Here is a 20,576-nt window from a genome sequence, read left to right as displayed (position 1 = left end):
CTGCTTTGCTTGTTATATTTATATCTCTGTTATCAGAGGTAATATTTGTAGATCCCGCAAGCAGATTTCAATATCATTGGCTTTATTGATATGTTCTTGATTTTCAATATCAAAAATATCTTTTGTCGTAATAATCAATGAGCCTTTTTTGTTATTTTTATCAGAAATAGATATTATTTCTTCCGCCATTGGAACTAAAGTCGGATCTATTTCAATTGGTAAGTAGAGCATCCAACCGGCGTAAACCCTATCTGGAAAAACTTGTTTTTGTTTTAACGAGTAACCTCTTGTATCTACTAACATAAATGGAGAGTTTCGAATCGATATTGAATTTTTTAAAAGCTCAATAATATCTTGAAAATTAAATTTATCTTTATCTAAATTGATGCTTATAGATATATTAGTTTTACCTAATCTAACAGGATTAACATGGATTTTATCTTCACCCATATATAGAATACTGTTGTTGTTCTCATCTACTCCATCAGATAATGATTTCACAATAAATCCAGAGTTTTCATCATAAGTTTCTTTAAAATCTTCTATAGCATATTTAGTAGGTCCATTTTCATCAAATGCATTATTTTTTAATCTCTCTTCTTGAGTATAACCAGGTAAATACCAACCACTTTTTCTAGTTGTTAACTTATTTATCTTGCATGTAATTTGATATAAATCAAGTAATGCATTTTCAGGAGTTAAAGCCTCATTTAAGTCATGGAATAATTTTATTCTTGAAAAGATCATTGACATTTTTAATTCTCCTTTTGTGAGAATGATTAAAGTTTAGTGTTAAATACCGTAATGTTAGGAAACATAGAAAATGCCGTAAGAAAGTATTCATAAGATATTGGTTCTAGAAAGTGCCAATGGGATTTTGGAATATTATCTAATGTCTCGCACACTAAGTTCTGCCTCCTAGCCTGATTAATCATACTGTCATATCCAGACATTTTTCCCTTTAACTTTATATTTTTATAAAAGTCATTAGGTTCTCCATCTTTGAAAAATTGATCATATTTAGCTTTGGCCTCAAGAAATAAGCATTGTGCAGGTTTCCAACCATCGAAATTTGTATCCATGCATAACCAAGTTTCAATTATGTTTAATTCAGGATTGTATATCGTCCCGGCAATTTTTGTTTGGTAGGCAATGGTTATTTCTGAATACGATGTGGTTTTTTCCCAAACCATTGTAACGTTGCCAATTGCCGGACATTTCTCACATTCGGTACGGGACGAAGCAATTGTTTGTGTATCCGCTTTTGCCTTGTCTTGTTCACCTTCTTTATCTTTGGCGCTTTCCATCACACCAACGGCGGCTAATCCTGTTGCACAAGCAGCTAGTGTCCATTCAGCAGCAGCTAAAAGAGCAGGAGCCGCTGGCGCAAGAAGTGGTAATGGCATGTCAATTTCTCCTTTTCAATAAATGATCCATGACTCGCAAATAATCACGGTATTTTTCTCGGCTCTCCATTTTACCGGATTAATGTATTAGCCCGGTACAATGGAGAAGATAAGCGCAGCGCGTCAGTGTTGCCTTAAATAGGCCAAAATGATTGTCGTCTCATTAAGCGAGAAAATCTTTCTGACTGGCAATCAGTTTTGCGCCACAGGCTGTTTGCATACCTTCCAATGCAATAGGTTTTCCCTGATGCTTTAAGTCATTGCTACCTTCTACAATAGGGAAAACCTCTTTGCACTTAGGGCAGTTTACTAAATCACCTTTAGCGGCAACAGGCACGCCTTGATACATGTAATTATCAATGGCGGTAATGACTTTACCACCATGATCGGTTAGGTCGTTTAATCGGATTACGGCTCTGTTTGTCATATTTATAACTCTGTCATCAATGGTAGTATTTGTAAATCCCGTAAACATATTTCAATATCATTGGCTTTATTGATATGATCTTGATTTTCAATATCAAAAATATCTTTTGTCGTAATAATCAATGAGCCTTTTTTGTTATTTTTATCAGAAATAGATATTATTTCTTCTGCCATTGGAACTAAAGTCGGATCTATTTCTATTGGTAAATAGAGCATCCAACCTGCACTTATTCGGTCTGGGAATACTTGCTTTTTTTTCAATCTATATCCTCGTGTTTCAGTCATAACGATTGGAGAATTACGAGTAGATGCTAAAGCTTTAACAAACTCTATAATAGTTTGAATCTTAAATTTTTCTTTCACTAAGTTAAGATCAATGGATATATTTGTTTTTCCTAGTCTATTATTGTAAATTACATCACTGCTTTGATAAAAAATTCTATTTTTAAGTTCAATGTCACCTGGGATGTCAAATAAAGTAGCTATAAGATATTTTGCATCTTTATCATAATTTTCTGTAAGCTGGCTTATAGCATATTCAGTAAAACCAGCATCAGTAAATACATTATTTTCCTCTATTTCCTCTAAACTATATCCTGGTAAATGCCAATAACTTGGGTTACTACTAATATTATTTATTTTCTGCATTATCTGATATGCATCCCTTAACGCCAATTCAGGTGTTATTGGCTCATTAAGGTCGTGAAACAATTTTATTCTTGGATGTATTAAACTCATAATCATTAATCCTGTTTGAAATTTTCAGCAATAGTTATAGGCTTTTGATCAACTCATTGGCGTATGAAATGTTTTAATGTTAGTAAAAGGAACAAACATTTCAGAAAAATATTCATAAGATATAGGCTGCAAAAAATGCCAATGAGACTTTGGAATATTATTCAATCCTATGCATACCCTATTTTGTCTTTCTGCTTGCCAAATTGTACTTTCTGCCCCTGTTTTGCTGGTAGGTGTTTTTCTAAACTCACCAAAAATCCAATCTGGTTCACCATTCTTAAAAAACTGATCATATTTAGCTTTGGCCTCAAGAAATAAGCATTGTGCAGGTTTCCAACCATCAAAATTTGTATCCATGCATAACCAAGTTTCAATTAGGTTTAATTCAGGGTTGTATATTGTCCCGGCAATTTTTGTTTGATAAGCAATAGTTATTTCTGAATACGATGTAGTCTTTTCCCAAACCATCGTAACGTTGCCAATTGCCGGACATTTCTCACATTCGGTACGGGACGAAGCAATTGTTTGTGTATCCGCTTTTGCCTTGTCTTGTTCACCTTCTTTATCTTTGGTGCTTTCCATCACACCAACGGCGGCTAATCCCGCTGCACAAGCAGCCAGTGTCCATTCAGCGGCAGCTAAAAGAGCGGGAGCCGCTGGCGCAAGAAGTGGTAATGGCATATTAATTTTTCCTTTTCAATAAATTATCCATAACTTGCAAATAATCACGGTATTTTTCTCGGCTCTCTATTTTACCGGATTAATGTATTAGCCCGGTACAATGGAGAAGACAAGCGCAGCGCGTCAGTGTTGCCTTAAATAGGCCAAAATGATTGTCGTCTCATTAAGCGAGAAAATCTTTCTGACTGGCAATCAGTTTTGCGCCACAGGCTGTTTGCATACCTTCCAATGCAATAGGTTTTCCCTGATGCTTTAAGTCATTGCTCCCTTCTACAATAGGGAAAACCCCTTTGCACTTAGGGCAGTTTACTAAATCACCTTTAGCGGCAACAGGTACGCCTTGATACACGTAATTATCAATGGCGGTAATGACTTTACCACCATGATCGGTTAGATCGTTTAATCGGATTACGGCTCTGTTTGTCATATTTATAACTCTGTCATCAATGGTAGTATTTGTAAATCCCGTAAACATATTTCAATATCATTGGTTTTATTGATATGCTCCTGGTTTTCAATATCAAAGATATCTTTTGTTGTAATAATTAATGAGCCTTTTTTGTTATTTTTATCAGAAATAGATATTATTTCTTCTGCCATTGGAACTAAAGCCGGGTCTATTTCTATTGGTAAATAGAGCATCCAGCCAGCACTTAAACGATCTGGGAAAACGTGTTTTCTTTTTATTCTATATGTATTGTTTTCTGCCATAATGTAAGGTGCATTATGAGTAGAAATCAGAAAATTAATAAAGTTGATTAATCGTGATAGCTGAAATTCATTTTCTTCAATAGATATATGAAAATCTATTTGGGTTTGTCCTAACCGATCTCGACGATAATTCATATAACAAATTGAACATGAATGGTCATCATCTTCACCATCCCAAATCCCTTTAATAATTATAGGATTTTCTTCTGTATAATCTTCTTCAAACTCTTTTATTGCTTCTTTTGTTGCTCCTTGCTGATCAAAAGCAATATGTTGTAAAGATTCTTGACGAGTATCTCCTGGTAAATACCAAGTTTTATGGCGTCTAAAAAATATATCTACTTGTTGTGTGATTTTATATAAATCGGTAATAACTATTGTTGGAGTTAATGGTTCTTTCCAATCTGTATATAATTTCATGTTTAATGATAATGTAGTCATTTATTTTCACCTTTACTTAGATGTTAAATAGTGTGAAATACTTTAATGTTGGGATAAATAGAAAATTTCTCTAAATAATAGGCATAGCTTATAGGTTGCATAAAATGCCAGTGAGAATTTGGGGTTCCATTTAATGTAGTGCATACTTCTTGCTGTTTTTCTACTTGAGTCGTCATGGATCTATCCCCGCTTTTACTTATTTTCCACCAACTTATAGGCATTCCATCTTTGAAAAATTGATCATATTTAGCTTTAGCTTCAAGAAATAAGCATTGTGCAGGTTTCCAACCATCAAAATTTGTATCCATGCATAACCAAGTTTCAATTAGGTTTAATTCAGGATTGTATATCGTCCCGGCAATTTTTGTTTGGTAGGCAATGGTTATTTCTGAATACGATGTGGTTTTTTCCCAAGCCATTGTAACGTTGCCAATTGCCGGACATTTCTCACATTCGGTACTGGACGAAGCAATTGTTTGTGTATCCGCTTTTGCCTTGTCTTGTTCACCTTCTTTATCTTTGGTGCTTTCCATCACACCAACGGCGGCTAATCCTGTTGCACAAGCAGCCAGTGTCCATTCAGCCGCAGCTAAAAGAGCGGGAGCCGCTGGCGCAAGAAGTGGTAATGGCATGTTAATTTCTCCTTTTCAATAAATTATCCATAACCCGCAAATAATCACGGTATTGTTGTTCCGGGTTATCTCCGGCGTTCAACATATTTTGGATTGCTGGCGAGCCGTGAAAATCACGGTTAAACGCAACGAAATATAAGTAAGAGCGGATCAATGCTTCATCCTTGAACCCCATCTCAACCAAGTCCAGATAAGCCTTCTTTAATCGTTCGTGCAGGCTATGTTCGCTTTCATTTTCGACTAATCCACTGTGCTCAGCCAGAATACGTTGTCGGATCTGGGTCACATAAGCCTCATCTTCCGCATCAATAAATTTAGCGACCTGTTCCTTGCTGAGTTTTATCATCGTTAGGCCCCTTTTACGAAATGATCATTATTATCAAAAGAATACACCCACTCATGAATACCGTCAGTGAATGCTGACAATTGCTCTGGGCTGAAAATATCCCGGATTTGATGCAAGATGCGGGGATCGTAAAAACGCAGCAATGCCGTTTCCCCCGTTTCCAGCTCAACATTCAGGTAGTTTTCAAGGTGACGGGTTAGTTTGTCCAAAGATAGCGTGGTGTGTAGCCAGGACACCGAAGGTGCAACCTTTTCCAGCGCAGATAACTTTTCTTCCCATGATTTCGCATAAGCCATATCAAACAACCACGGCCCCGCGAACGCAATTTTGGCATCCGGGTATTGCCGGAACAGGGGATTATTCGTGCCGACGATATACTTAATCTCCTCAGCAAAATGACGTTCATACTGTAGGCCGCTGACTAAGGCATACCATTTCATTTCGGGATGCATTTCTCTGTATTCACTCCATTTTTTCTGTAATTCCGGTGTCATGACTGCCCCCTGATAACCATTGCTGTGCCATTCTGTTCTGCTTTCAGCAGACAGGTCAGACAGATTTCTTTCAACGGTGTCGTCAGGGCTTTTTCTACCTGTACGACACTCGTCTGTTTCAGTTTATCCAGCCTATCCGGTAGCTTGCCACCCCAACCTGAGCCGCTGCCGGGTGCTCCACTGCCAAAGTTAATACTCGCACTGCTGGTAATACCGCCAGCATCGATTTTAAGGAAGTGCCCGGCGGCCTGTAGGGTCAGTTCACTGCTGGCATCAATCACGACTTTAGCACCGGAACTTAGGTGAATTTCATTGCCACTTTGAGTTAACAGGGCGTCATCTGCTTTGATATGGAGTTTTTGCCCCGTAGATAGGGAAATGTCATTTCCCGTCTGTACGCGGTACTCATTATCAATGCGTAAATGGGCATCATGTTTAATATGATCTGTCCGGTTATGCCCAATATTATGGGTTTCATCATTCAGAACCTGCGTATTCATATCCCGTTGAGCATGAATAAACACTTCTTCACTGCCGTTTGCGTCCTCAAAACGTAATTCGTTAAAGCCGTTACCTTTATGCGTTTTGGTTCTGAACGTGGTGCGCGTCTTTTCCGCGGGTAAATTCAGCGGCGGGCGGTTAAGGCCGTTGTAAGTACATCCGGTAATAATAGGCCGGTCAATATCGCCGTTGAGATAGGAGATAATCACTTCCTGACCCACTCGCGGTGTTGCCAGAAAACCAAATCCGTTGCCATTCCACCCTTGTGCAACCCGTACCCAGCAAGAAGCCTGATCATCAGGCGCATCATAACGGTTCCAGTGAAAGTGAACGCGAACCGCGCCATCTTTATTAACGTAAATTTCTTCAGTGCCGGGCCCGACAACCGTTGCAATTTCATCGCCGTCGGCCAATGGTTTATAGCGGTATGGCGGACGCCAATCGTTGCGGCCTGGAATGAACTGGGTGTGTGAATTCAGAGTGGTGCCGGTTCCGTTATCGCCTAAAACGGCGGGGACATACCCTATGTGTTGGGAAGAGACGACTTGCCAGCGGTCATTCATGGCGTCAATCGGGTGGTTGGTTAGTGTAAAGATTCTGCCGGGCATTAATCGAATACAATTACTGTCCGCTTGCCCTGATTTGCTGTCAACACGCAAAGCTTCCAGCCGATATTGGGTCAACGGAATGCCCTCTTTGTCTTTCTGAAAACGGCCGTAACTTTCGAAAATATGAAATGGCGTGCCGTTCTCCGCTTCAAAATCCGTGGCGTTATGCTGTAAAGCGTAATTGGGGTTGTGATAATTTCTGTCTTTTTGGTCGGTAGATTCCGGGCGCATGTAGGAGCCAAGAGACCATTTGTAGATAACATTTTCTTCTACAGCGCTGGTGACGTCCGGGTTATAAATCAACGTATCCGGCGCTCTCATGTTCAGGTAGCTATCACTCAGATAGAGCCCGTCATCGGCGAACCAGAAGAAAATCCCCTCCTCAGCCGCCAGGCGGGTAAAGAAATCGTAGGATGATTCCCTTTTCATGGTGACGTATTCCCGCGTTGAGTGTGGGTTATTCAAATGCATATTGGCCCGGAGTTTCTTCTGTTTCAGTATGCTGTGTAAAATATCGGGGACACTGAGCTGGTGATAAATACGGCTGTCCTGATCGAGTGTCAGCAGCCACATTTCTGGTCTGATTGTCAGGTGATATTGAGTTTGATGCCGGTTTGTGGTGCCAACTACCGCACTTTCAACTAATCCTTTCACTTCACGTTGCAGAATATCGTCACGGGTAACGGTGAACAGCCCGGTTTGGAGCAGCAGGGTGTCTGTATCAATATCTGAACGGTGTGCCGCTAGTGTTAGAGACAGGGTAAATAACGATGAAAGCGCTTCATCTAATGTAAAATTAACTACCGCAAAAGTCATGGGCGGCAGATTGCCGATGGTGCAGGAAAAGCGGAGTCCGGTTTTCATAATGCTTCCTTCAATTACATGATCTTCTGATGCCCAGGCATATTGTAAAATTCCCAGCATTCATTGGTGCCGTTATTGATAACGGTTAATCTGTGAAAGCTGGTTTCAACAAAACAGAGGGAAAAAGCGGTGTGTAGTGTTTTGGCAAAAGCATACATTTCTCCTTCATGTTCATAATTTTCTGGTGTCATGCGCAGTGTGATGGCTTGGCCTCTCACAGGAATGCCTTTGTCAAAATGGTAGTATGGCTCAAGGTAGATAGCGCTGAGGCCATCGGCCATGCGCTGAATATGCCGGCTACGCGGGGCGTCCAGATGCGCGAAGGTATCAAGTTGTTTGACCAGAGATCTGACTGATTCAATATGACTGAGAAAAAATGGCCCAATCGACAACAAAGATAGTATCGGCCAATGCTGGTGACTGTTTACGACGGCAGGAAGATCTTTTGACGCCGCCACGATATTCCTGGCCTGAATATGGCTGGGTATCTGCTCGCTGGGTATACAGATTTGTCCGATGCCCAATGTCCGTGCCTGCGTATGATATCTGTGATATTGGCAGTAAAATTCGCGATAGTGGTGTTCTGTTACGGGTTTTGCCTGATGATCATAAAACGTGAGATTAATTTGATTGCCACCAAATGGCGATTCTTCCCGTATATGGTTAAAAAGTAATATGTTGTCACCGGGTTCGGCAAAATGGCAGGCGGCCAGTTGCGCGCTATTGATAAGAGGAACACTGTGAGCAGATCCTTCAGATGTTCCATCAGGATCGGATTGGAGTTTAATGTTATCAATACTAAAGATTTCATTCGCTTCTAATACATAACGCGATTTGCCCTTTTCAAATGTTATCGGTTTTGTTCTTGCCGGAGCCAGGTTAATAACGGGTATGCAATGGGGAATAAATGCGGGTGTAATGTCCTCGATGGGAATATTACAGTCAAATTCTAGAATAATGGTAAATTGCTTATCTTCTCCCAAAGGGAGCTCAGCGATTTCTTCCGATAAATCAAATGACATAAAGTCATTAACATGTGGCAGATAGAGGTATTCGTATAACACCTGCAACGGCCAGAAATAGTCATGTGGTCTCGGCAGGACCAAATTTTCTTTCAGGCGTGGAGCGATCTCAATAGATAGCCACATTTCTTGCTCTTTCAGGGATGTTTTCAGATAAGTGTTGTTCAGCGACTGATCTATGTATTTGGTCAATAAAGACGCCAGTTTTTGATCTTCTCCGAGAAAAAGCGTGACTGGTCCTGTCTTCCAGTGGGTAGTTGGGCCATGATATTGAAAGGTCAGTGATATCAGGCTTTTGTCTCCGCTGTGTGTCAGCGTTTTATGGATCAAGGTAATAGGCTCAATACTGATATCTTGAGTGGTTCTGAATGTAATGGATTGATTCTGCTGTATGGCGGAAATTTCACTGCCTTTGGCAATGCTTGTGGTTTCAGTCATGCTGCCCGGTTGCATATCTAGCTGGACAATGCTGGTTGAAGGGATCGGATGTAAAGGTATCGGCCATACTTTTCGTAGAAGAGGGTTAATGACTTCTGGGAAGCCATCATCAATTTTCTGCTTAATACCGGCAGTTGTAAGCGCAAAACCTTCCAGTAATCGGAGAACATCAGGGTCACCGGATTCGGAGGTAAATGGAGCAAGGTGTGGATGCTCTTGCGCTGCGTTGCTCAGATCATGCTTTATTTGTGAAAGTGCTTCCCGATAGAAATCTTCAAAATTTTTCATATTTACCTTTGCTCTCTTTATGATCAAATATTAATGTAAATTTATATTTTGAGCTGATGGATATCAAGGTTGATAATTTAAATATGTATAATTTTTTGTTTCAAACAGTTAATGATGTAAATTTTTTAGGTGTTTGATTAACATAATTATGTAATTTATTTCAATGAGTTTTATTTAGATAAGTTTTCTTTAATCAAGTTATGGCGTCATGATAGCCAGATGTTGGAAGCTGAAATTAATATTTAATCATTAGTTAATGGAGGGAAATATGTCACGTCCCATTATTTTGGTCGGTGATTCGACTTCGCATGGCGGCAAGGTGTTAGCCGGTGATGGAAGCTTTGATGTGTTAGGGAAGAAAGCGGCTCGGGTTGGGGATGCTGTATCCTGTCCAAAATATGGTGGTAATCAAACCATTGTGGAAGGGACGCCTAGAATAATCAGCTCTAATGGACAAATATGCACTGGAGGGAATGAAAACCTCTTGTGGCGCGACATTGATTGCTTCGCAAAACCTATTTCAAGCATAGGATGGCGGTAAAAGGCCATATCTGCCTGAAATAGGGTTAGTTGATTCAAGTACGGGTGCTCCGTGCTTCATTATCTTTTTACAAACTACCCGGTTGACGTGGTGGATTACGGCCTGATCTATTTGTTGTCGCACTGCGAATATCCCGACCAATAACATCGATACTCGCTTGAAATGGTGGGAATGGCAGAGTAATGCCGTGTTCGCGGAATCCTTGCAAAATAAGCTGGTGGACTTCGTGACGAACAGGCATGCGATGCCCCATTTCCGCGGCATAAATACGTAATTCAAATATCTGAATACCATGTTGAAGATCAACCAGATAGGCTTCAGGTGCCGGGTTATCAAGGATAAGAGTGCTGCGTTTAGCCGCGGTTAACAGGATTTGGGTAACCTCTTCACAGCTAGCTTCTGCCGGTGCAGGGATTGTCAGTACAACACGAGTGATGGTGTCAGATAATGACCAGTTAATAAACTGCTCGGTAATAAAGGCTTTGTTAGGAACAATGATCTCTTTTCTGTCCCAGTCTGACAGGGTTGTTGCTCGTGTATTGATCTTGGTGATGCTACCGGTCAGGTTGCGGATAGTCACGGTATCACCGATACGAATGGGTTTTTCAAACAATATCATCAGGCCAGAAACGATGTTGGCGAAGATTTCCTGTAAGCCAAAACCTAATCCAACCCCTAACGCAGCGACAAGCCATTGCAATTTTGACCATTCAAGACCAATCAGGGAGAAACCTACTAAACCACCAATCAAAGTAATGGTGTATTTGGTGAGTGTGGTAATGGCGAAGCCGGTACCGGGTGTAAGTTCTAAATGCTGTAGTAAGGCTAACTCAAGTAATGCGGGTAGGTTACGTACCAGTTGAGCGGTGATAATAATCACCAAGATAGCAATCAAGACAGAACCTACGGTGATGGGTTGAACAGTTTCTACATTGTTTATTGTGGTGGTGACATCCCACAGTCGGATATTTTCTAGAAATGAGAAAGCGGAATGAAGTTCTGACCAGAGCCAAATGAGTGAAACCAAGGCAAGCAGAGTTAGAATTGAACGGACCAATCCCAATGACTGAGCGCTGATCGCATCTAGATCAATAATGGGTTCCTCAACTTCGATGGCACCTTCGATACTGCTTGAACCCGTCGAGTCATCTTCGCCTTTGGCTCGTTGAGCCAGAATTTCTGCCCGCCGTTGTTTTGCCCGGTCAAAGGCAATACGGCGTCGCTGAATTAGCATCCAACGACGGATAATATGGTAAATAACCAGCAGGAAGAACCAGATAGCAACGGAAGTTTCTAAACGCCCTAGCAATGCTTGTGATGTGCTGAAGTACCCGAGTATGGAAGCTAGCGCTGCGACTATCGGTGCAGAGAGTAAAATCCACCAGAGAGCGGTATTGATAACATTTTCACCGTAGCCATTTTTATCCAGATAGAGCGGGACTTTTGCCCGTTTCAAGCTGTTAGTGATCAGGCTTAAGGAGACGCACAGGATGAGGAAGCAGAGCCTGCCGAGTGTGGAAGCAAATTCTCGATCACTGTAATGTTCAAACGTTATCAATGCCATGACCAACGGTACAATGGCAAAGATAGATAGCTGGTAGAATCGTAAGGCCCGTTTAACACGCTCTTCCGGCCAACGGAAGTGGGCAATGAATAATCCGTTTGGATGGGCGAAAGTGGCACTCAGCATGAATATCCATAGAACGGGCGTCGTAGCACTGACGCCATAACCGATAGCCGTTGCCATAGGGTACTGCCAAGCGCTTTGTAGCCCATAGCCAATTGCCGACCAGAGCATGGGCAAAGGTAACGCGACAACAACCGACCAGAATACGGTACGTAAAGTGAGGGAAAAGTGATCATGGGTAACTTTGCCAATACGGTTACTCGCGCGTTCAAGGAATGCATGATAATGGCGAAGAGAACCGATGCTGAATATAACCAGGAATAGCGTGCCAAACAGATATAGAAGCGTATCCTGAGTGGTCAGCATGACTATCAGGGCACCGCTTAATTGAGAGAAAGTATCCAGCGATAATAGACGAGTCAGATCCTGCACAACATTGATCGGGTAATTGAGCGAAACAGGGTTAACATCCGCGACCCAGAAAAGGTAACGGTGTGTGGCCTCTTTGACTTCTGTTAGTGCATCATTTAGCTGGCTGGTAGCGACTTTCAATTTGGTCAATTCAAGGATTTCACTGTCGTAACCAGATAATAATGAATTGAGTAATTCTTTGCGGGTGCGGGTAAGAGAATCATAAATCCGCTCTTGTTCAGCAGTTAACGCAACGTTGCTTTTCTGTACGGGTTTTGTGTCTTTTTGTAACTGATCCAGCATGTCTTCGTATTTCAGACGATCGACCCTGAATTTGACAATATTCCGATCAAGTTGCTGTGGTTTAGACATGTCAGGCAAACGGGCAAGTTGAGTTTGGAGCGCTTCTCCGAGCGTTGTAGAGCCTCCGAGCCATTGTGCCTGTTCACGAATGGTATTCAATGCTTGCCGGACCTGAATAATATCACTGGCGGCTTGGCGTTGCTTTGAGCCGATGACGTTCATTCGTTGTGCTTGCTGATTTAATTCCTGAGATAAATTCCGGTTCAGTTGCAATTCATCAAGCAGAAATTTTGGTAGTTGATCACTTTGCTCCGCCAGCATCTCGGTATGTTCCAGGGCTAATTCTGCTTTTTGCTGGCGTTGTGCATTAAGTTGGCTACGGAGTTGTTGCAGTTCAAGATCAAGTCGATGATATCGCTTTTTGAACAGTTCAACCCGCATACGGGAAATTTCCTGTCGATTATTCGCAGAAAGTTGAGCTATTTCGAGTTCATTGACTGTCGCTTTGTGGGCATTGACTTCGGCTTGAGCTAAGGCAAATTGAGCCTCTGCTAATGGGGTGGATGGTGTTCCTAATGATTGCAGGCGAGAAGATGCTTCAGTTAGCAAGCGTCGTGCTTCTGATTGTTGTTGCGGTAATAGTACTAGAGAGTCACTGATTTCCCGTCCTTTGTCCTGCTCTTGCTGTAATTGCCCCCCTTGTTCTAGCAACCGACTGCTGACCTGAATGATCTGTTGCTCAACGCTTGCTATGGGTTGGTTAGCAGGAATTGGGCGGGGAGTATCACTTTCAGTAAGTAATTTTTGACGAAGTTCTTTAGTTATTTTAGGAAAATCATCAATGGCGGTCTGATACTTTTGTGTTCTGTCGTTAGCTGATTTAGTATCGGCAATCCAATTGAGTGCACCTTGCAGCGCCTGAGCAACTTCTGCATCCTGCGGGTTTTTGCTGGATTCAATTTGTTTCAGTTCTTGTTTGAGCTGATTTTCATCAAGTGGAATCGCAGCAGAAACCGGAGTAATAATGAGCAGGCTAAGCAATAAGCTGATAATCAGGCGCACGATAGAGGGCTCTCCTTAGCAAGGGATTAGCTTATGTTGTCAGTGGGTTCTTCAAGCATGATAGCTTGGGCTAACAGTTCACCCATGCGGGTTGTTGAGCCACTGCTCAAGTGCCCGGCTAACTGTATCTGATTTGGTGCAAACAGGTTAATGACGGTAGAACCCAGTTTGAAACGCCCCATTTCTTCACCTTTCTTGAAAGAAATCGCGCCAGTTGTACCGGCTTCCGGGTAAGTCCAGCGTTTGATAATACCTTCCCGTGGTGGTGTAACCATACCACACCAAGCCATTTCGATACTGCCGACGATAGTTGCACCAACCAGAATCTGTATCATGGGACCAAATTGAGTCTCAAACAGACAGATGACTCTTTCATTACGAGCGAACAGATTTGGCACATTGGCGGCAGTCAATGGATTGACAGAGAATAGATCACCTGGGACATAGATCATCTCTTTCAGTAATCCATCGCAAGGCATATGTACACGGTGATAATCTTTAGGTGATAAGTAAGTCGTTACAAACTGCCCATCACGGAATATCTCTGCCAATTGATGATTGCCGGCGAGTAGAGCTTCAAGCGTGTAGTGGTGCCCTTTGGCTTGAAGGAGCTGGTCTGTCCGGATATTGCCTAACTGGCTGATAGTACCATCAGCAGGTAGCGCTAATTGGTGTTCATTACTGACGACTGGGCGAATATCATCTTTTAATGAGCGGATAAAGAACTCATTGAATGTGATGTATGCTGAAAACTCAGGTGATTTCGCTTCATTCATATCCACTTTATAAACACGGGCAAACGCCTTGATTGCCAGTTGAGTCAACCAGCCAGCTTTTTTGTTAGCAAACCAGCCTGCCAGATGAGTTATTCCCTGTTTAGGCAGTAAATAGTGCAACCTGATTTTAATGTTATCCAGCACGTCAACCTCTTGGATTCTATTGGCAAAATTAGACAAAAGGGGGTTATTGTACCTGTCCTTTCATTTGATGTCAGTTAGCTATCGTTATCTGTAAAAGTCTTGCGTGGCTTAATTTGATCCATGCTATCGAGAATACGGTGATAATTCTCAAAACGTTCTTGATTTATTTCATTATCTTCCACTGCTTTTCGTAACGCACATGCTGGATCATCCCGATGTTTACAATCACGGAATTTACAACCTCCTAGATAATCACGGAATTCGACAAAACCCTGAGTGACTTGTTCCGATGTTAAATGCCATAGGCCAAACTCCCGAACACCAGGAGAATCAATAACATCACCGCCATGTGGGAAATGATAAAGACGGGATGCCGTTGTGGTGTGCTGGCCTAAACCGGAAACATCTGAAACCTGGTTGACCAGAATCTCTTCCTCATCTTCTGGCAAGAGTGTATTGAGTAAACTTGATTTACCCACACCAGACTGACCGGCAAAAATAGTGATTCGACCTGCGAGCATCTTCGTTAATTCTTCCATACCTTCGCCAGTGTGGCTTGATAGTTTCAATACTCTGTAACCAATGTTGTGGTACGTGGACATGATTTCGTTGACCCATGCACGGCTTTCTTCGTCCAACAGATCAATTTTATTCAATACAATCAAGGGCTCAATGCCCAATGTTTCACAGGCAACGAGGTAGCGATCGATAATATTGAGTGACAGTTCAGGAAGAATGGCTGACACAATCACTATCTGATCAATATTGGCGGCGATAGGTTTAATACCATCATAATAGTCAGGCCGCGTAAGTACGGAAGTCCGTTCGTGAACGGCTTCAACAATACCATTTACTTTTACATCTGCTTGGGTTTGCAGCGAAGGACGCCATACCACCCGATCACCCGTTACCAATGAACGAATTGTTCTGCGAATATTACAACGTTGTGTAGAACCGTCTTCTGCCTCGACATCAGCATGTTGGCCGAAACGGCTGATAACTAGCCCTTCCTGAGGTTCTCCTAACTGATTATCATCCATTTCAGGCTTATTATCCTGTTTTTTCAGCCTGCGCTGATGATTTTCCCGTACCCGCCGTTGCTGGCCTTTGGATAGTTTATGCTTAGCCACCGAACCTCACTTGTTCCAATTTATCGCTGTTATTGCTTAAAAGCGCTATGATACACCATTAATAATAACTCTCTCTCCAATCTAGGATATAACATGTCAAAAAGTGAGCACAATCTTATCTGGATAGATCTAGAAATGACGGGCTTAGATCCAGAGCGGGATCGCATTATTGAAATTGCGACAATTGTCACCGATGCAAATTTGAATATCCTGGATGAAGGGCCTGTCATTGCGGTTCATCAGTCTGATGAACAACTTGCTCTGATGGATAAATGGAATGTACGCACCCATACGGGCAGTGGGCTGGTTGAACGCGTTAAAGCAAGTAAAATTGATGATCGTGAGGCAGAGAAGGCGACGATTGAATTTTTGGAAAAATGGGTTCCGGCAGGTGCTTCTCCCATTTGTGGTAACAGTGTGAGTCAGGATCGGCGTTTCTTGTTCCGCTATATGCCAGAATTGGAAGCTTACTTTCATTACCGCTATCTGGATGTCAGTACACTTAAAGAATTAGCTCGTCGCTGGAAGCCGGAAATCCTTGCTGGGCTTAAGAAACAGAATACTCATCAGGCGCTGGATGATATCCGTGAATCAGTTGCTGAATTAGCCTATTATCGGGAACATTTTATTCAACTGTAAGCCAGAAAGTTTTAACTGGCTTGATAACGCAAGCACAGTATGACGATTAATTAATCTATTTTGATGGCTAAATCGTCATTTTGCCGAAAAGTTTGTTTTTTTGCATTGAAGGGCTTGCGGGCGCAACGATTTCTCGTATAATGCGCACCCCATACCGATGATGAATTTCATAAGGTATGGATGGCATACTAAAAGATATGCGGGAATAGCTCAGTTGGTAGAGCACGACCTTGCCAAGGTCGGGGTCGCGAGTTCGAGTCTCGTTTCCCGCTCCAAATTTTGGTTTGGAATCAGTATGTTATTCATGGTTATTGTTAGCCAGTCAGTGACGCGGGAATAGCTCAGTTGGTAGAGCACAACCTTGCCAAGGTTGGGGTCGCGAGTTCGAGTCTCGTTTCCCGCTCCAAGTTTAGATTCGCAATTGGTTTCTTGGGATTGATATATTATTTCAGGTGATCACCAGTCAGTAATGCGGGAATAGCTCAGTTGGTAGAGCACGACCTTGCCAAGGTCGGGGTCGCGAGTTCGAGTCTCGTTTCCCGCTCCAAGTCTTTCTTATCATGCAGATACACTTAACAACCGGTGCGTAAGCAGGGTTTGCATATCCCGCCGACCATCGGCAATCACAAAAATTACCACCTGTTTACCTGTGATTTGGTAAATAACCCGGTAAGGTTTAAAAAATGTTTGGCGGAAGTCGCGGATCCCTAACGCCTGCAACTCCTTGGGATAATTGCCTTTTTCAGGAAAGTTAGCCAGACTGTCTGCTGTTTTCAGTAACTGATCCAATACATAATCAGCTTTCTCTGAACTGTCATTTTCGACAATGTAATCGTAAATGTCCTCTAAATCTGCTTCGGCATTTTTAGTCAGCATTACATGATATGGCATCAGGTGGACTTCCCTTTATTTTTTAAGCGTTGAACCACATCCTTTACTGGTGTGACTTCACCTGCTTTAACTTGTTGTTGTCCTAAAGCTAAAATCTTTAACAACGCTATAGTTTCCTGAGTCTGCTCATAAGAGGCAATATCTTGAATCACCGCTTTTGCCTCGCCATTTTGTGTAATAATCATCGGTGAACGGGACTCAGCGAGTGTCGTCATCACCGTAGCTGCATTGGCTTTTAGGTAGCTAATGGGTTTGATCTGTTCTGAATAACGCATAGAATCCCTCACATCAAAAAGGACTAAATAAAGACTATAAAAAGTCAATTTGTTGATTATAAAATCATCTTGCCAATTAAGCAAATGCTGATGATTGCCTATATAAATTTCGTTAATAAACGCCTATACGTCAAGCATATAGCCACTCATGCAGAGTATGACAAATTAACTAAGCAGTATCGGGAGATGAAAGAATGATTGCAGAACCTACCTAAGCACTTGAAGCCACAAAGCTACTGGTAGCTGCTGTTCCTTTCTTGGGGAATAGCACTTCCGAGGATGCCTATAATGACGCTTTGGCAATGGTGGATTACCTTATCGAACACGATGATGAAAACCCGCTGATTGACTTTCTGTCCGCTAAAATTGCTGACTATGAAAACAGCAATGAGCGCTTTGCCGCATTTAATAAAGCTGTAGATGATATGCCTACCGGTGTTGCGGCGCTGCGGGTGTTGATGGATCAACACGGCCTCTCTTACTCAGACCTGAAAGAGGAAATCGGTTCTAAGTCGCTTATCAGCCAGATTTTCTCTGGTACACGCTCATTGACGATTGCGCACATTAAAGCACTTTCTGAGCGTTTCAACGTAAGGCCAGATCTGTTTCTCTAATGATTTAGAATAATTAATGGCATTATGGCCGCACCATGAAAGTAATGCGGCTTTTTTTATCGTTTTCATTCATTATTATTTTTTGACTTATTAGAAAGAGGCTATGAATTGCATTTCTCCGTGCCCATTTTTGATATACAAATGCCTATTGAAGTCTCTTACATTCATGGTTTTTAAGTTCAGAAATCAGGTTTGCCATCAGGTCTCATTAAGATCGACGCTTTTGTTTTGTACCAAAGTGTCGATAGGGGGAAATTTCTGGCTTATCTCCTGTAATTCTTTGCTTTTGCTATATGATTGATCCCAGATTTAGGTTCTGGTGGAATAAGTTTTTTATCGGTTGATCTCTTATTGCAGATCAGGATGCCTCCGATGACGAGAGCACCGCCGATGAACATTGGGAATGTTAATCTCTCATCTAATAGTACTGCGCCGAGCAATACCGCAGTCAAAGGGTTAAGCGCAATAAATACGCCAGAGCGAGTGGAACCAATTCTTTGGATTCCGTCGTAATACCAGATGTAGGCTACCGCTGAGCCTACTGCACCGAGATAAAGTAAGCTGTAGAGATCAGTTATGGGCAATGTATGTATTGCAGATAAACTCATTTGCCCTGTGAAAATGGCCGTTGCTGTCAGCATGATAGCGCCTGCCAGGATGGAGTATGTAACGGTATGTAGCGGGCCGATTTGGTTCACAATATTCTTGCAGAAGACGCTATAAGCAACCCAGCTTAAAACACAGCCAAAGATCAACGTATCACCCAACCAGTTACCCTCTGCTCCCACCGTCAGTTGTGGTGTTTTGCTGAAAATCACGATCATTGCACCAAGCAGACAAAGAATAATTCCCAGTATTTTCAATGGTGATTGCCTTTCTTTATAAAAGAGATATGAAAAAATCGCCATTACTGCTGGATTCAGCGCCACGATAAGTGAAGCTCTGGATGCGGTTGTATGATGTAGACCATAAAAGAAGAACAGGTTGTAGGTGTATATTCCGCTGAGGCCAAGTCCAATGATTTTCAATAGTTGGGATAGATTAATCTTGACGAACATTTTTCCTGATAAAACGAGGAAGATAATTAGCGTCATGCCCGCAAGAATGAATCTGAGACTTGCTGATAATAAAGGTGGTGTCTCGACAGAAATATATCGACCTGCAACAAATGTTCCGCCCCAGATGATAGCCACAAGAGACAGCTTGATATAGGTTGAGTAGTTGTTGACCGACTGCGTTGATGCGTGGTTGCTTTTCATGTTTGTCAATATCGCGATTTATAGGGTGGAAGAGGCTTTCAAGGCGGCGTATTCCATCGTCTGTTCTAATATTTCACGTTGAGCACGGCTACCTCCCAATAATGGCCATTTCTCATAGCTGAGACGGAGTTTGCTTAAACACTCTTCGTAGTGTCTCGATGTGAATAGTAAGATCGCTTTAAGGACGTCTATCCCTGTGGAATGTGTGTCTGGTTCGATGCCAAATCCATCGCTTTCCGCGATTAGCTTCTCGATAAGAAAAGACTGATTTATTGCAGAAAAAGCGAGTGCTGCATGTATTTTGTGGAAGTAAGAGGTGGATGAGCTGATGCTGCCTGTCCAAAGGACGGCAAGACGCTCCCATATTGGTTGGAACTTAGCGTCGGCAGATTTGAGCCTGAGTTGCCATAAGAATTCTACGGCGTCCAAATCCTGTTTAGCAAATGGATTGTCTTTTAGTGCATATAATTCATCAAAAGCTTGCAATGCCAGCGTGATCTCATCGGATCGCTCATACGCAATGGCGAGATGCCAGTATACATGCATTCCCATTCCAGTGTTGGTTATCCAATGTTCTTTGCAGTTGGTCAGGAAATGGCAAAGTTCTTTCCAGCGGCCTAGCTCATGCAAGGCATGTGCGACAGCATGAATGCCATAGATGTTGTCCGGCATTAACTTAACAGATTTAAAACCAACCTCTAAGGCATCATCAAAACATTGAGCTTCACAAAGGACGAATGATTTTATGGAAAGATAATATGGGTAGAGATAGTGAGTGCCCGGAATGTGTTCGTCACAATAAAGCAGAAGAGATCTCAGGTTGGTTGTTTTGCCAGTGCAGAAATCAAGCATGTGAATGAAGAAGAGCGCGACAATATCCGATGGGTATGCTCGAATATGTTGGGTCAGAAGCGATCTCGCGTTTTCGTAATCAAATTTTACCCATGCGCTGAATGCCTTATGGATAAGACAAAGCTCAGGGAGAGAGAGATCGTGCTCGTTCATTTGAGTTAATGTGATTTTGAATTTATAAAGCTCTTTCATTTCGCAAGAGGTGATTGCATCAAATCCCATCAGGAGTTTTTTGTAGGTTCGCTGAGTGTCATTCATGGGAATAAATTCGTCTGAAAATCCACGGAGGGATAAGAACGTGCTGTTTATCTCCGGCCATATGGAAGATGAGCCATCTGAAGGCCATTGGTAACTCATAAAATCCCCTTTTTTAATTAATTATGGGTTGGAAACTCGGTTGAGCGCTCGGCGAGCATGCCTCGCCTATTGTTTTATATCCGCATTGCATATACTTAT

Annotated in this window: 22 protein-coding genes, 3 tRNA genes and 1 pseudogene; 7 read left to right on the top strand and 19 right to left on the bottom strand. The window is 42.1% G+C overall.

What is annotated here, in order from left to right:
* Positions 1-18: 18 nt before the first annotated feature.
* The 12 genes from PluTT01m_RS23665 to PluTT01m_RS23610 all read right to left on the bottom strand — a co-directional run bounded on the left by PluTT01m_RS23665 (position 19) and on the right by PluTT01m_RS23610 (position 9,596).
* Positions 19-753: an immunity 52 family protein gene (locus PluTT01m_RS23665; RefSeq protein ID WP_011148684.1), complete on the bottom strand. Its 735-nt coding sequence runs from the start codon at positions 751-753 to the stop codon at positions 19-21.
* 26 nt (positions 754-779) lie between these two features.
* On the bottom strand, positions 780-1,406 hold the full coding sequence (locus tag PluTT01m_RS23660) for a restriction endonuclease fold toxin 5 domain-containing protein (protein ID WP_011148683.1): 627 nt from the start codon (positions 1,404-1,406) through the stop codon (positions 780-782).
* Between the two features lie 163 nt (positions 1,407-1,569).
* Positions 1,570-1,833, bottom strand: coding sequence for a PAAR domain-containing protein (locus PluTT01m_RS23655; protein WP_011148682.1), 264 nt, complete (start codon positions 1,831-1,833; stop codon positions 1,570-1,572).
* A gap of 2 nt (positions 1,834-1,835) precedes the next feature.
* Entirely contained in the window at positions 1,836-2,570 is a 735-nt protein-coding gene (locus tag PluTT01m_RS23650; RefSeq protein WP_011148681.1) for an immunity 52 family protein, read from the bottom strand.
* Between the two features lie 48 nt (positions 2,571-2,618).
* Complete coding sequence (locus PluTT01m_RS23645) at positions 2,619-3,251, bottom strand: restriction endonuclease fold toxin 5 domain-containing protein (protein WP_011148680.1); 633 nt, start codon at positions 3,249-3,251, stop codon at positions 2,619-2,621.
* Between the two features lie 163 nt (positions 3,252-3,414).
* Positions 3,415-3,678: a PAAR domain-containing protein gene (locus PluTT01m_RS23640; protein ID WP_011148679.1), complete on the bottom strand. Its 264-nt coding sequence runs from the start codon at positions 3,676-3,678 to the stop codon at positions 3,415-3,417.
* 2 nt (positions 3,679-3,680) lie between these two features.
* Positions 3,681-4,403, bottom strand: coding sequence for an immunity 52 family protein (locus PluTT01m_RS23635; RefSeq protein WP_011148678.1), 723 nt, complete (start codon positions 4,401-4,403; stop codon positions 3,681-3,683).
* Between the two features lie 23 nt (positions 4,404-4,426).
* On the bottom strand, positions 4,427-5,035 hold the full coding sequence (locus tag PluTT01m_RS23630; protein WP_011148677.1) for a restriction endonuclease fold toxin 5 domain-containing protein: 609 nt from the start codon (positions 5,033-5,035) through the stop codon (positions 4,427-4,429).
* Between the two features lies 1 nt (position 5,036).
* A complete protein-coding gene (locus tag PluTT01m_RS23625) occupies positions 5,037-5,381 on the bottom strand; it encodes a hypothetical protein (protein ID WP_011148676.1) in 345 nt (114 codons plus the stop codon).
* Positions 5,382-5,383: 2 nt separating this feature from the next.
* A complete protein-coding gene (locus tag PluTT01m_RS23620) occupies positions 5,384-5,875 on the bottom strand; it encodes a DUF4123 domain-containing protein (protein ID WP_011148675.1) in 492 nt (163 codons plus the stop codon).
* Positions 5,872-7,848 (bottom strand): type VI secretion system Vgr family protein, encoded by a 1,977-nt coding sequence (locus PluTT01m_RS23615; RefSeq protein ID WP_011148674.1) that lies wholly within the window; start codon positions 7,846-7,848, stop codon positions 5,872-5,874. The genes PluTT01m_RS23620 and PluTT01m_RS23615 overlap by 4 nt, the downstream gene beginning before the upstream one ends.
* Before the next feature lie 14 nt (positions 7,849-7,862).
* Positions 7,863-9,596, bottom strand: coding sequence for a type VI secretion system baseplate subunit TssF (locus tag PluTT01m_RS23610; protein WP_109791898.1), 1,734 nt, complete (start codon positions 9,594-9,596; stop codon positions 7,863-7,865).
* Positions 9,597-9,864: 268 nt separating this feature from the next.
* Between PluTT01m_RS23610 and PluTT01m_RS23605 the strand changes: the two genes are divergently transcribed.
* The gene (locus PluTT01m_RS23605; RefSeq protein WP_011148672.1) at positions 9,865-10,137 is read left to right on the top strand and encodes a PAAR domain-containing protein; all 273 of its coding nucleotides are present in this window, start codon (positions 9,865-9,867) and stop codon (positions 10,135-10,137) included.
* Positions 10,138-10,204: 67 nt separating this feature from the next.
* Here the strand turns inward: PluTT01m_RS23605 and mscM are convergent, their stop codons facing one another.
* The 3 genes from mscM to rsgA form a co-directional block, all read right to left on the bottom strand.
* Positions 10,205-13,540 carry a miniconductance mechanosensitive channel MscM gene (mscM, locus tag PluTT01m_RS23600; protein WP_011148671.1) on the bottom strand — a complete coding sequence of 1,112 codons (3,336 nt, stop codon included), beginning with the start codon at positions 13,538-13,540 and terminating at the stop codon, positions 10,205-10,207.
* Between the two features lie 26 nt (positions 13,541-13,566).
* Positions 13,567-14,460, bottom strand: a complete 894-nt coding sequence (gene asd, locus PluTT01m_RS23595) for an archaetidylserine decarboxylase (protein WP_011148670.1) — start codon at positions 14,458-14,460, stop codon at positions 13,567-13,569.
* Between the two features lie 74 nt (positions 14,461-14,534).
* Positions 14,535-15,590 carry a small ribosomal subunit biogenesis GTPase RsgA gene (gene rsgA, locus PluTT01m_RS23590; protein ID WP_011148669.1) on the bottom strand — a complete coding sequence of 352 codons (1,056 nt, stop codon included), beginning with the start codon at positions 15,588-15,590 and terminating at the stop codon, positions 14,535-14,537.
* 93 nt (positions 15,591-15,683) lie between these two features.
* Between rsgA and orn the strand changes: the two genes are divergently transcribed.
* The 4 genes from orn (at position 15,684) to PluTT01m_RS23570 (ending at position 16,776) form a co-directional block, all read left to right on the top strand.
* Positions 15,684-16,229, top strand: a complete 546-nt coding sequence (gene orn, locus PluTT01m_RS23585; RefSeq protein ID WP_011148668.1) for an oligoribonuclease — start codon at positions 15,684-15,686, stop codon at positions 16,227-16,229.
* A gap of 199 nt (positions 16,230-16,428) precedes the next feature.
* Positions 16,429-16,504 (top strand) — tRNA-Gly (locus tag PluTT01m_RS23580).
* Between the two features lie 55 nt (positions 16,505-16,559).
* Positions 16,560-16,635 (top strand) — tRNA-Gly (locus PluTT01m_RS23575).
* 65 nt (positions 16,636-16,700) lie between these two features.
* A tRNA-Gly gene (locus PluTT01m_RS23570) sits at positions 16,701-16,776 on the top strand.
* A gap of 11 nt (positions 16,777-16,787) precedes the next feature.
* On the opposite strand, the gene PluTT01m_RS23565 is transcribed toward PluTT01m_RS23570, so the two are convergent.
* On the bottom strand, positions 16,788-17,120 hold the full coding sequence (locus PluTT01m_RS23565) for a type II toxin-antitoxin system RelE/ParE family toxin (RefSeq protein ID WP_011148667.1): 333 nt from the start codon (positions 17,118-17,120) through the stop codon (positions 16,788-16,790).
* Positions 17,120-17,395: a type II toxin-antitoxin system Phd/YefM family antitoxin gene (locus PluTT01m_RS23560; RefSeq protein WP_011148666.1), complete on the bottom strand. Its 276-nt coding sequence runs from the start codon at positions 17,393-17,395 to the stop codon at positions 17,120-17,122. The genes PluTT01m_RS23565 and PluTT01m_RS23560 overlap by 1 nt, the downstream gene beginning before the upstream one ends.
* A gap of 90 nt (positions 17,396-17,485) precedes the next feature.
* Here PluTT01m_RS23560 and PluTT01m_RS23555 point away from each other — a divergent pair.
* Both PluTT01m_RS23555 and PluTT01m_RS23550 read left to right on the top strand, forming a co-directional pair.
* Positions 17,486-17,593: pseudogene (locus PluTT01m_RS23555) on the top strand (type II toxin-antitoxin system HigB family toxin); the annotation flags it as partial.
* A gap of 38 nt (positions 17,594-17,631) precedes the next feature.
* On the top strand, positions 17,632-18,009 hold the full coding sequence (locus PluTT01m_RS23550) for a helix-turn-helix domain-containing protein (protein WP_228956845.1): 378 nt from the start codon (positions 17,632-17,634) through the stop codon (positions 18,007-18,009).
* 263 nt (positions 18,010-18,272) lie between these two features.
* Here PluTT01m_RS23550 and PluTT01m_RS23545 read toward each other — a convergent pair whose 3' ends face one another.
* On the bottom strand, positions 18,273-19,268 hold the full coding sequence (locus PluTT01m_RS23545; RefSeq protein WP_011148664.1) for a DMT family transporter: 996 nt from the start codon (positions 19,266-19,268) through the stop codon (positions 18,273-18,275).
* 18 nt (positions 19,269-19,286) lie between these two features.
* Positions 19,287-20,477, bottom strand: coding sequence for a tetratricopeptide repeat protein (locus PluTT01m_RS23540; RefSeq protein ID WP_011148663.1), 1,191 nt, complete (start codon positions 20,475-20,477; stop codon positions 19,287-19,289).
* Between the last annotated feature and the right edge of the window lie 99 nt (positions 20,478-20,576).

This window comes from Photorhabdus laumondii subsp. laumondii (assembly GCF_003343245.1).
Classification (GTDB): Bacteria; Pseudomonadota; Gammaproteobacteria; order Enterobacterales; family Enterobacteriaceae; genus Photorhabdus; species Photorhabdus laumondii.
The sequence above is the reverse complement of the archived record's forward strand: the minus strand, read 5'-3'. Positions and strand labels throughout refer to the sequence as shown.

Bases quoted from the DNA above. Each gene is read 5' to 3' on its own strand.
- PluTT01m_RS23645 (WP_011148680.1), bottom strand. From the start codon at position 3,251: ATGCCATTACCACTTCTTGCGCCAGCGGCTCCCGCTCTTTTAGCTGCC.
- PluTT01m_RS23630 (WP_011148677.1), bottom strand. From the start codon at position 5,035: ATGCCATTACCACTTCTTGCGCCAGCGGCTCCCGCTCTTTTAGCTGCG.
- PluTT01m_RS23620 (WP_011148675.1), bottom strand. From the start codon at position 5,875: ATGACACCGGAATTACAGAAAAAATGGAGTGAATACAGAGAAATGCAT.
- orn (WP_011148668.1), top strand. From the start codon at position 15,684: ATGTCAAAAAGTGAGCACAATCTTATCTGGATAGATCTAGAAATGACG.
- PluTT01m_RS23605 (WP_011148672.1), top strand. From the start codon at position 9,865: ATGTCACGTCCCATTATTTTGGTCGGTGATTCGACTTCGCATGGCGGC.
- PluTT01m_RS23640 (WP_011148679.1), bottom strand. From the start codon at position 3,678: ATGACAAACAGAGCCGTAATCCGATTAAACGATCTAACCGATCATGGT.
- PluTT01m_RS23650 (WP_011148681.1), bottom strand. From the start codon at position 2,570: ATGAGTTTAATACATCCAAGAATAAAATTGTTTCACGACCTTAATGAG.
- PluTT01m_RS23655 (WP_011148682.1), bottom strand. From the start codon at position 1,833: ATGACAAACAGAGCCGTAATCCGATTAAACGACCTAACCGATCATGGT.
- PluTT01m_RS23615 (WP_011148674.1), bottom strand. From the start codon at position 7,848: ATGAAAACCGGACTCCGCTTTTCCTGCACCATCGGCAATCTGCCGCCC.
- PluTT01m_RS23545 (WP_011148664.1), bottom strand. From the start codon at position 19,268: ATGAAAAGCAACCACGCATCAACGCAGTCGGTCAACAACTACTCAACC.
- PluTT01m_RS23610 (WP_109791898.1), bottom strand. From the start codon at position 9,596: ATGAAAAATTTTGAAGATTTCTATCGGGAAGCACTTTCACAAATAAAG.
- PluTT01m_RS23560 (WP_011148666.1), bottom strand. From the start codon at position 17,395: ATGCGTTATTCAGAACAGATCAAACCCATTAGCTACCTAAAAGCCAAT.
- PluTT01m_RS23625 (WP_011148676.1), bottom strand. From the start codon at position 5,381: ATGATAAAACTCAGCAAGGAACAGGTCGCTAAATTTATTGATGCGGAA.
- PluTT01m_RS23565 (WP_011148667.1), bottom strand. From the start codon at position 17,120: ATGCCATATCATGTAATGCTGACTAAAAATGCCGAAGCAGATTTAGAG.
- PluTT01m_RS23660 (WP_011148683.1), bottom strand. From the start codon at position 1,406: ATGCCATTACCACTTCTTGCGCCAGCGGCTCCTGCTCTTTTAGCTGCT.
- PluTT01m_RS23665 (WP_011148684.1), bottom strand. From the start codon at position 753: ATGTCAATGATCTTTTCAAGAATAAAATTATTCCATGACTTAAATGAG.
- PluTT01m_RS23635 (WP_011148678.1), bottom strand. From the start codon at position 4,403: ATGACTACATTATCATTAAACATGAAATTATATACAGATTGGAAAGAA.
- PluTT01m_RS23540 (WP_011148663.1), bottom strand. From the start codon at position 20,477: ATGAGTTACCAATGGCCTTCAGATGGCTCATCTTCCATATGGCCGGAG.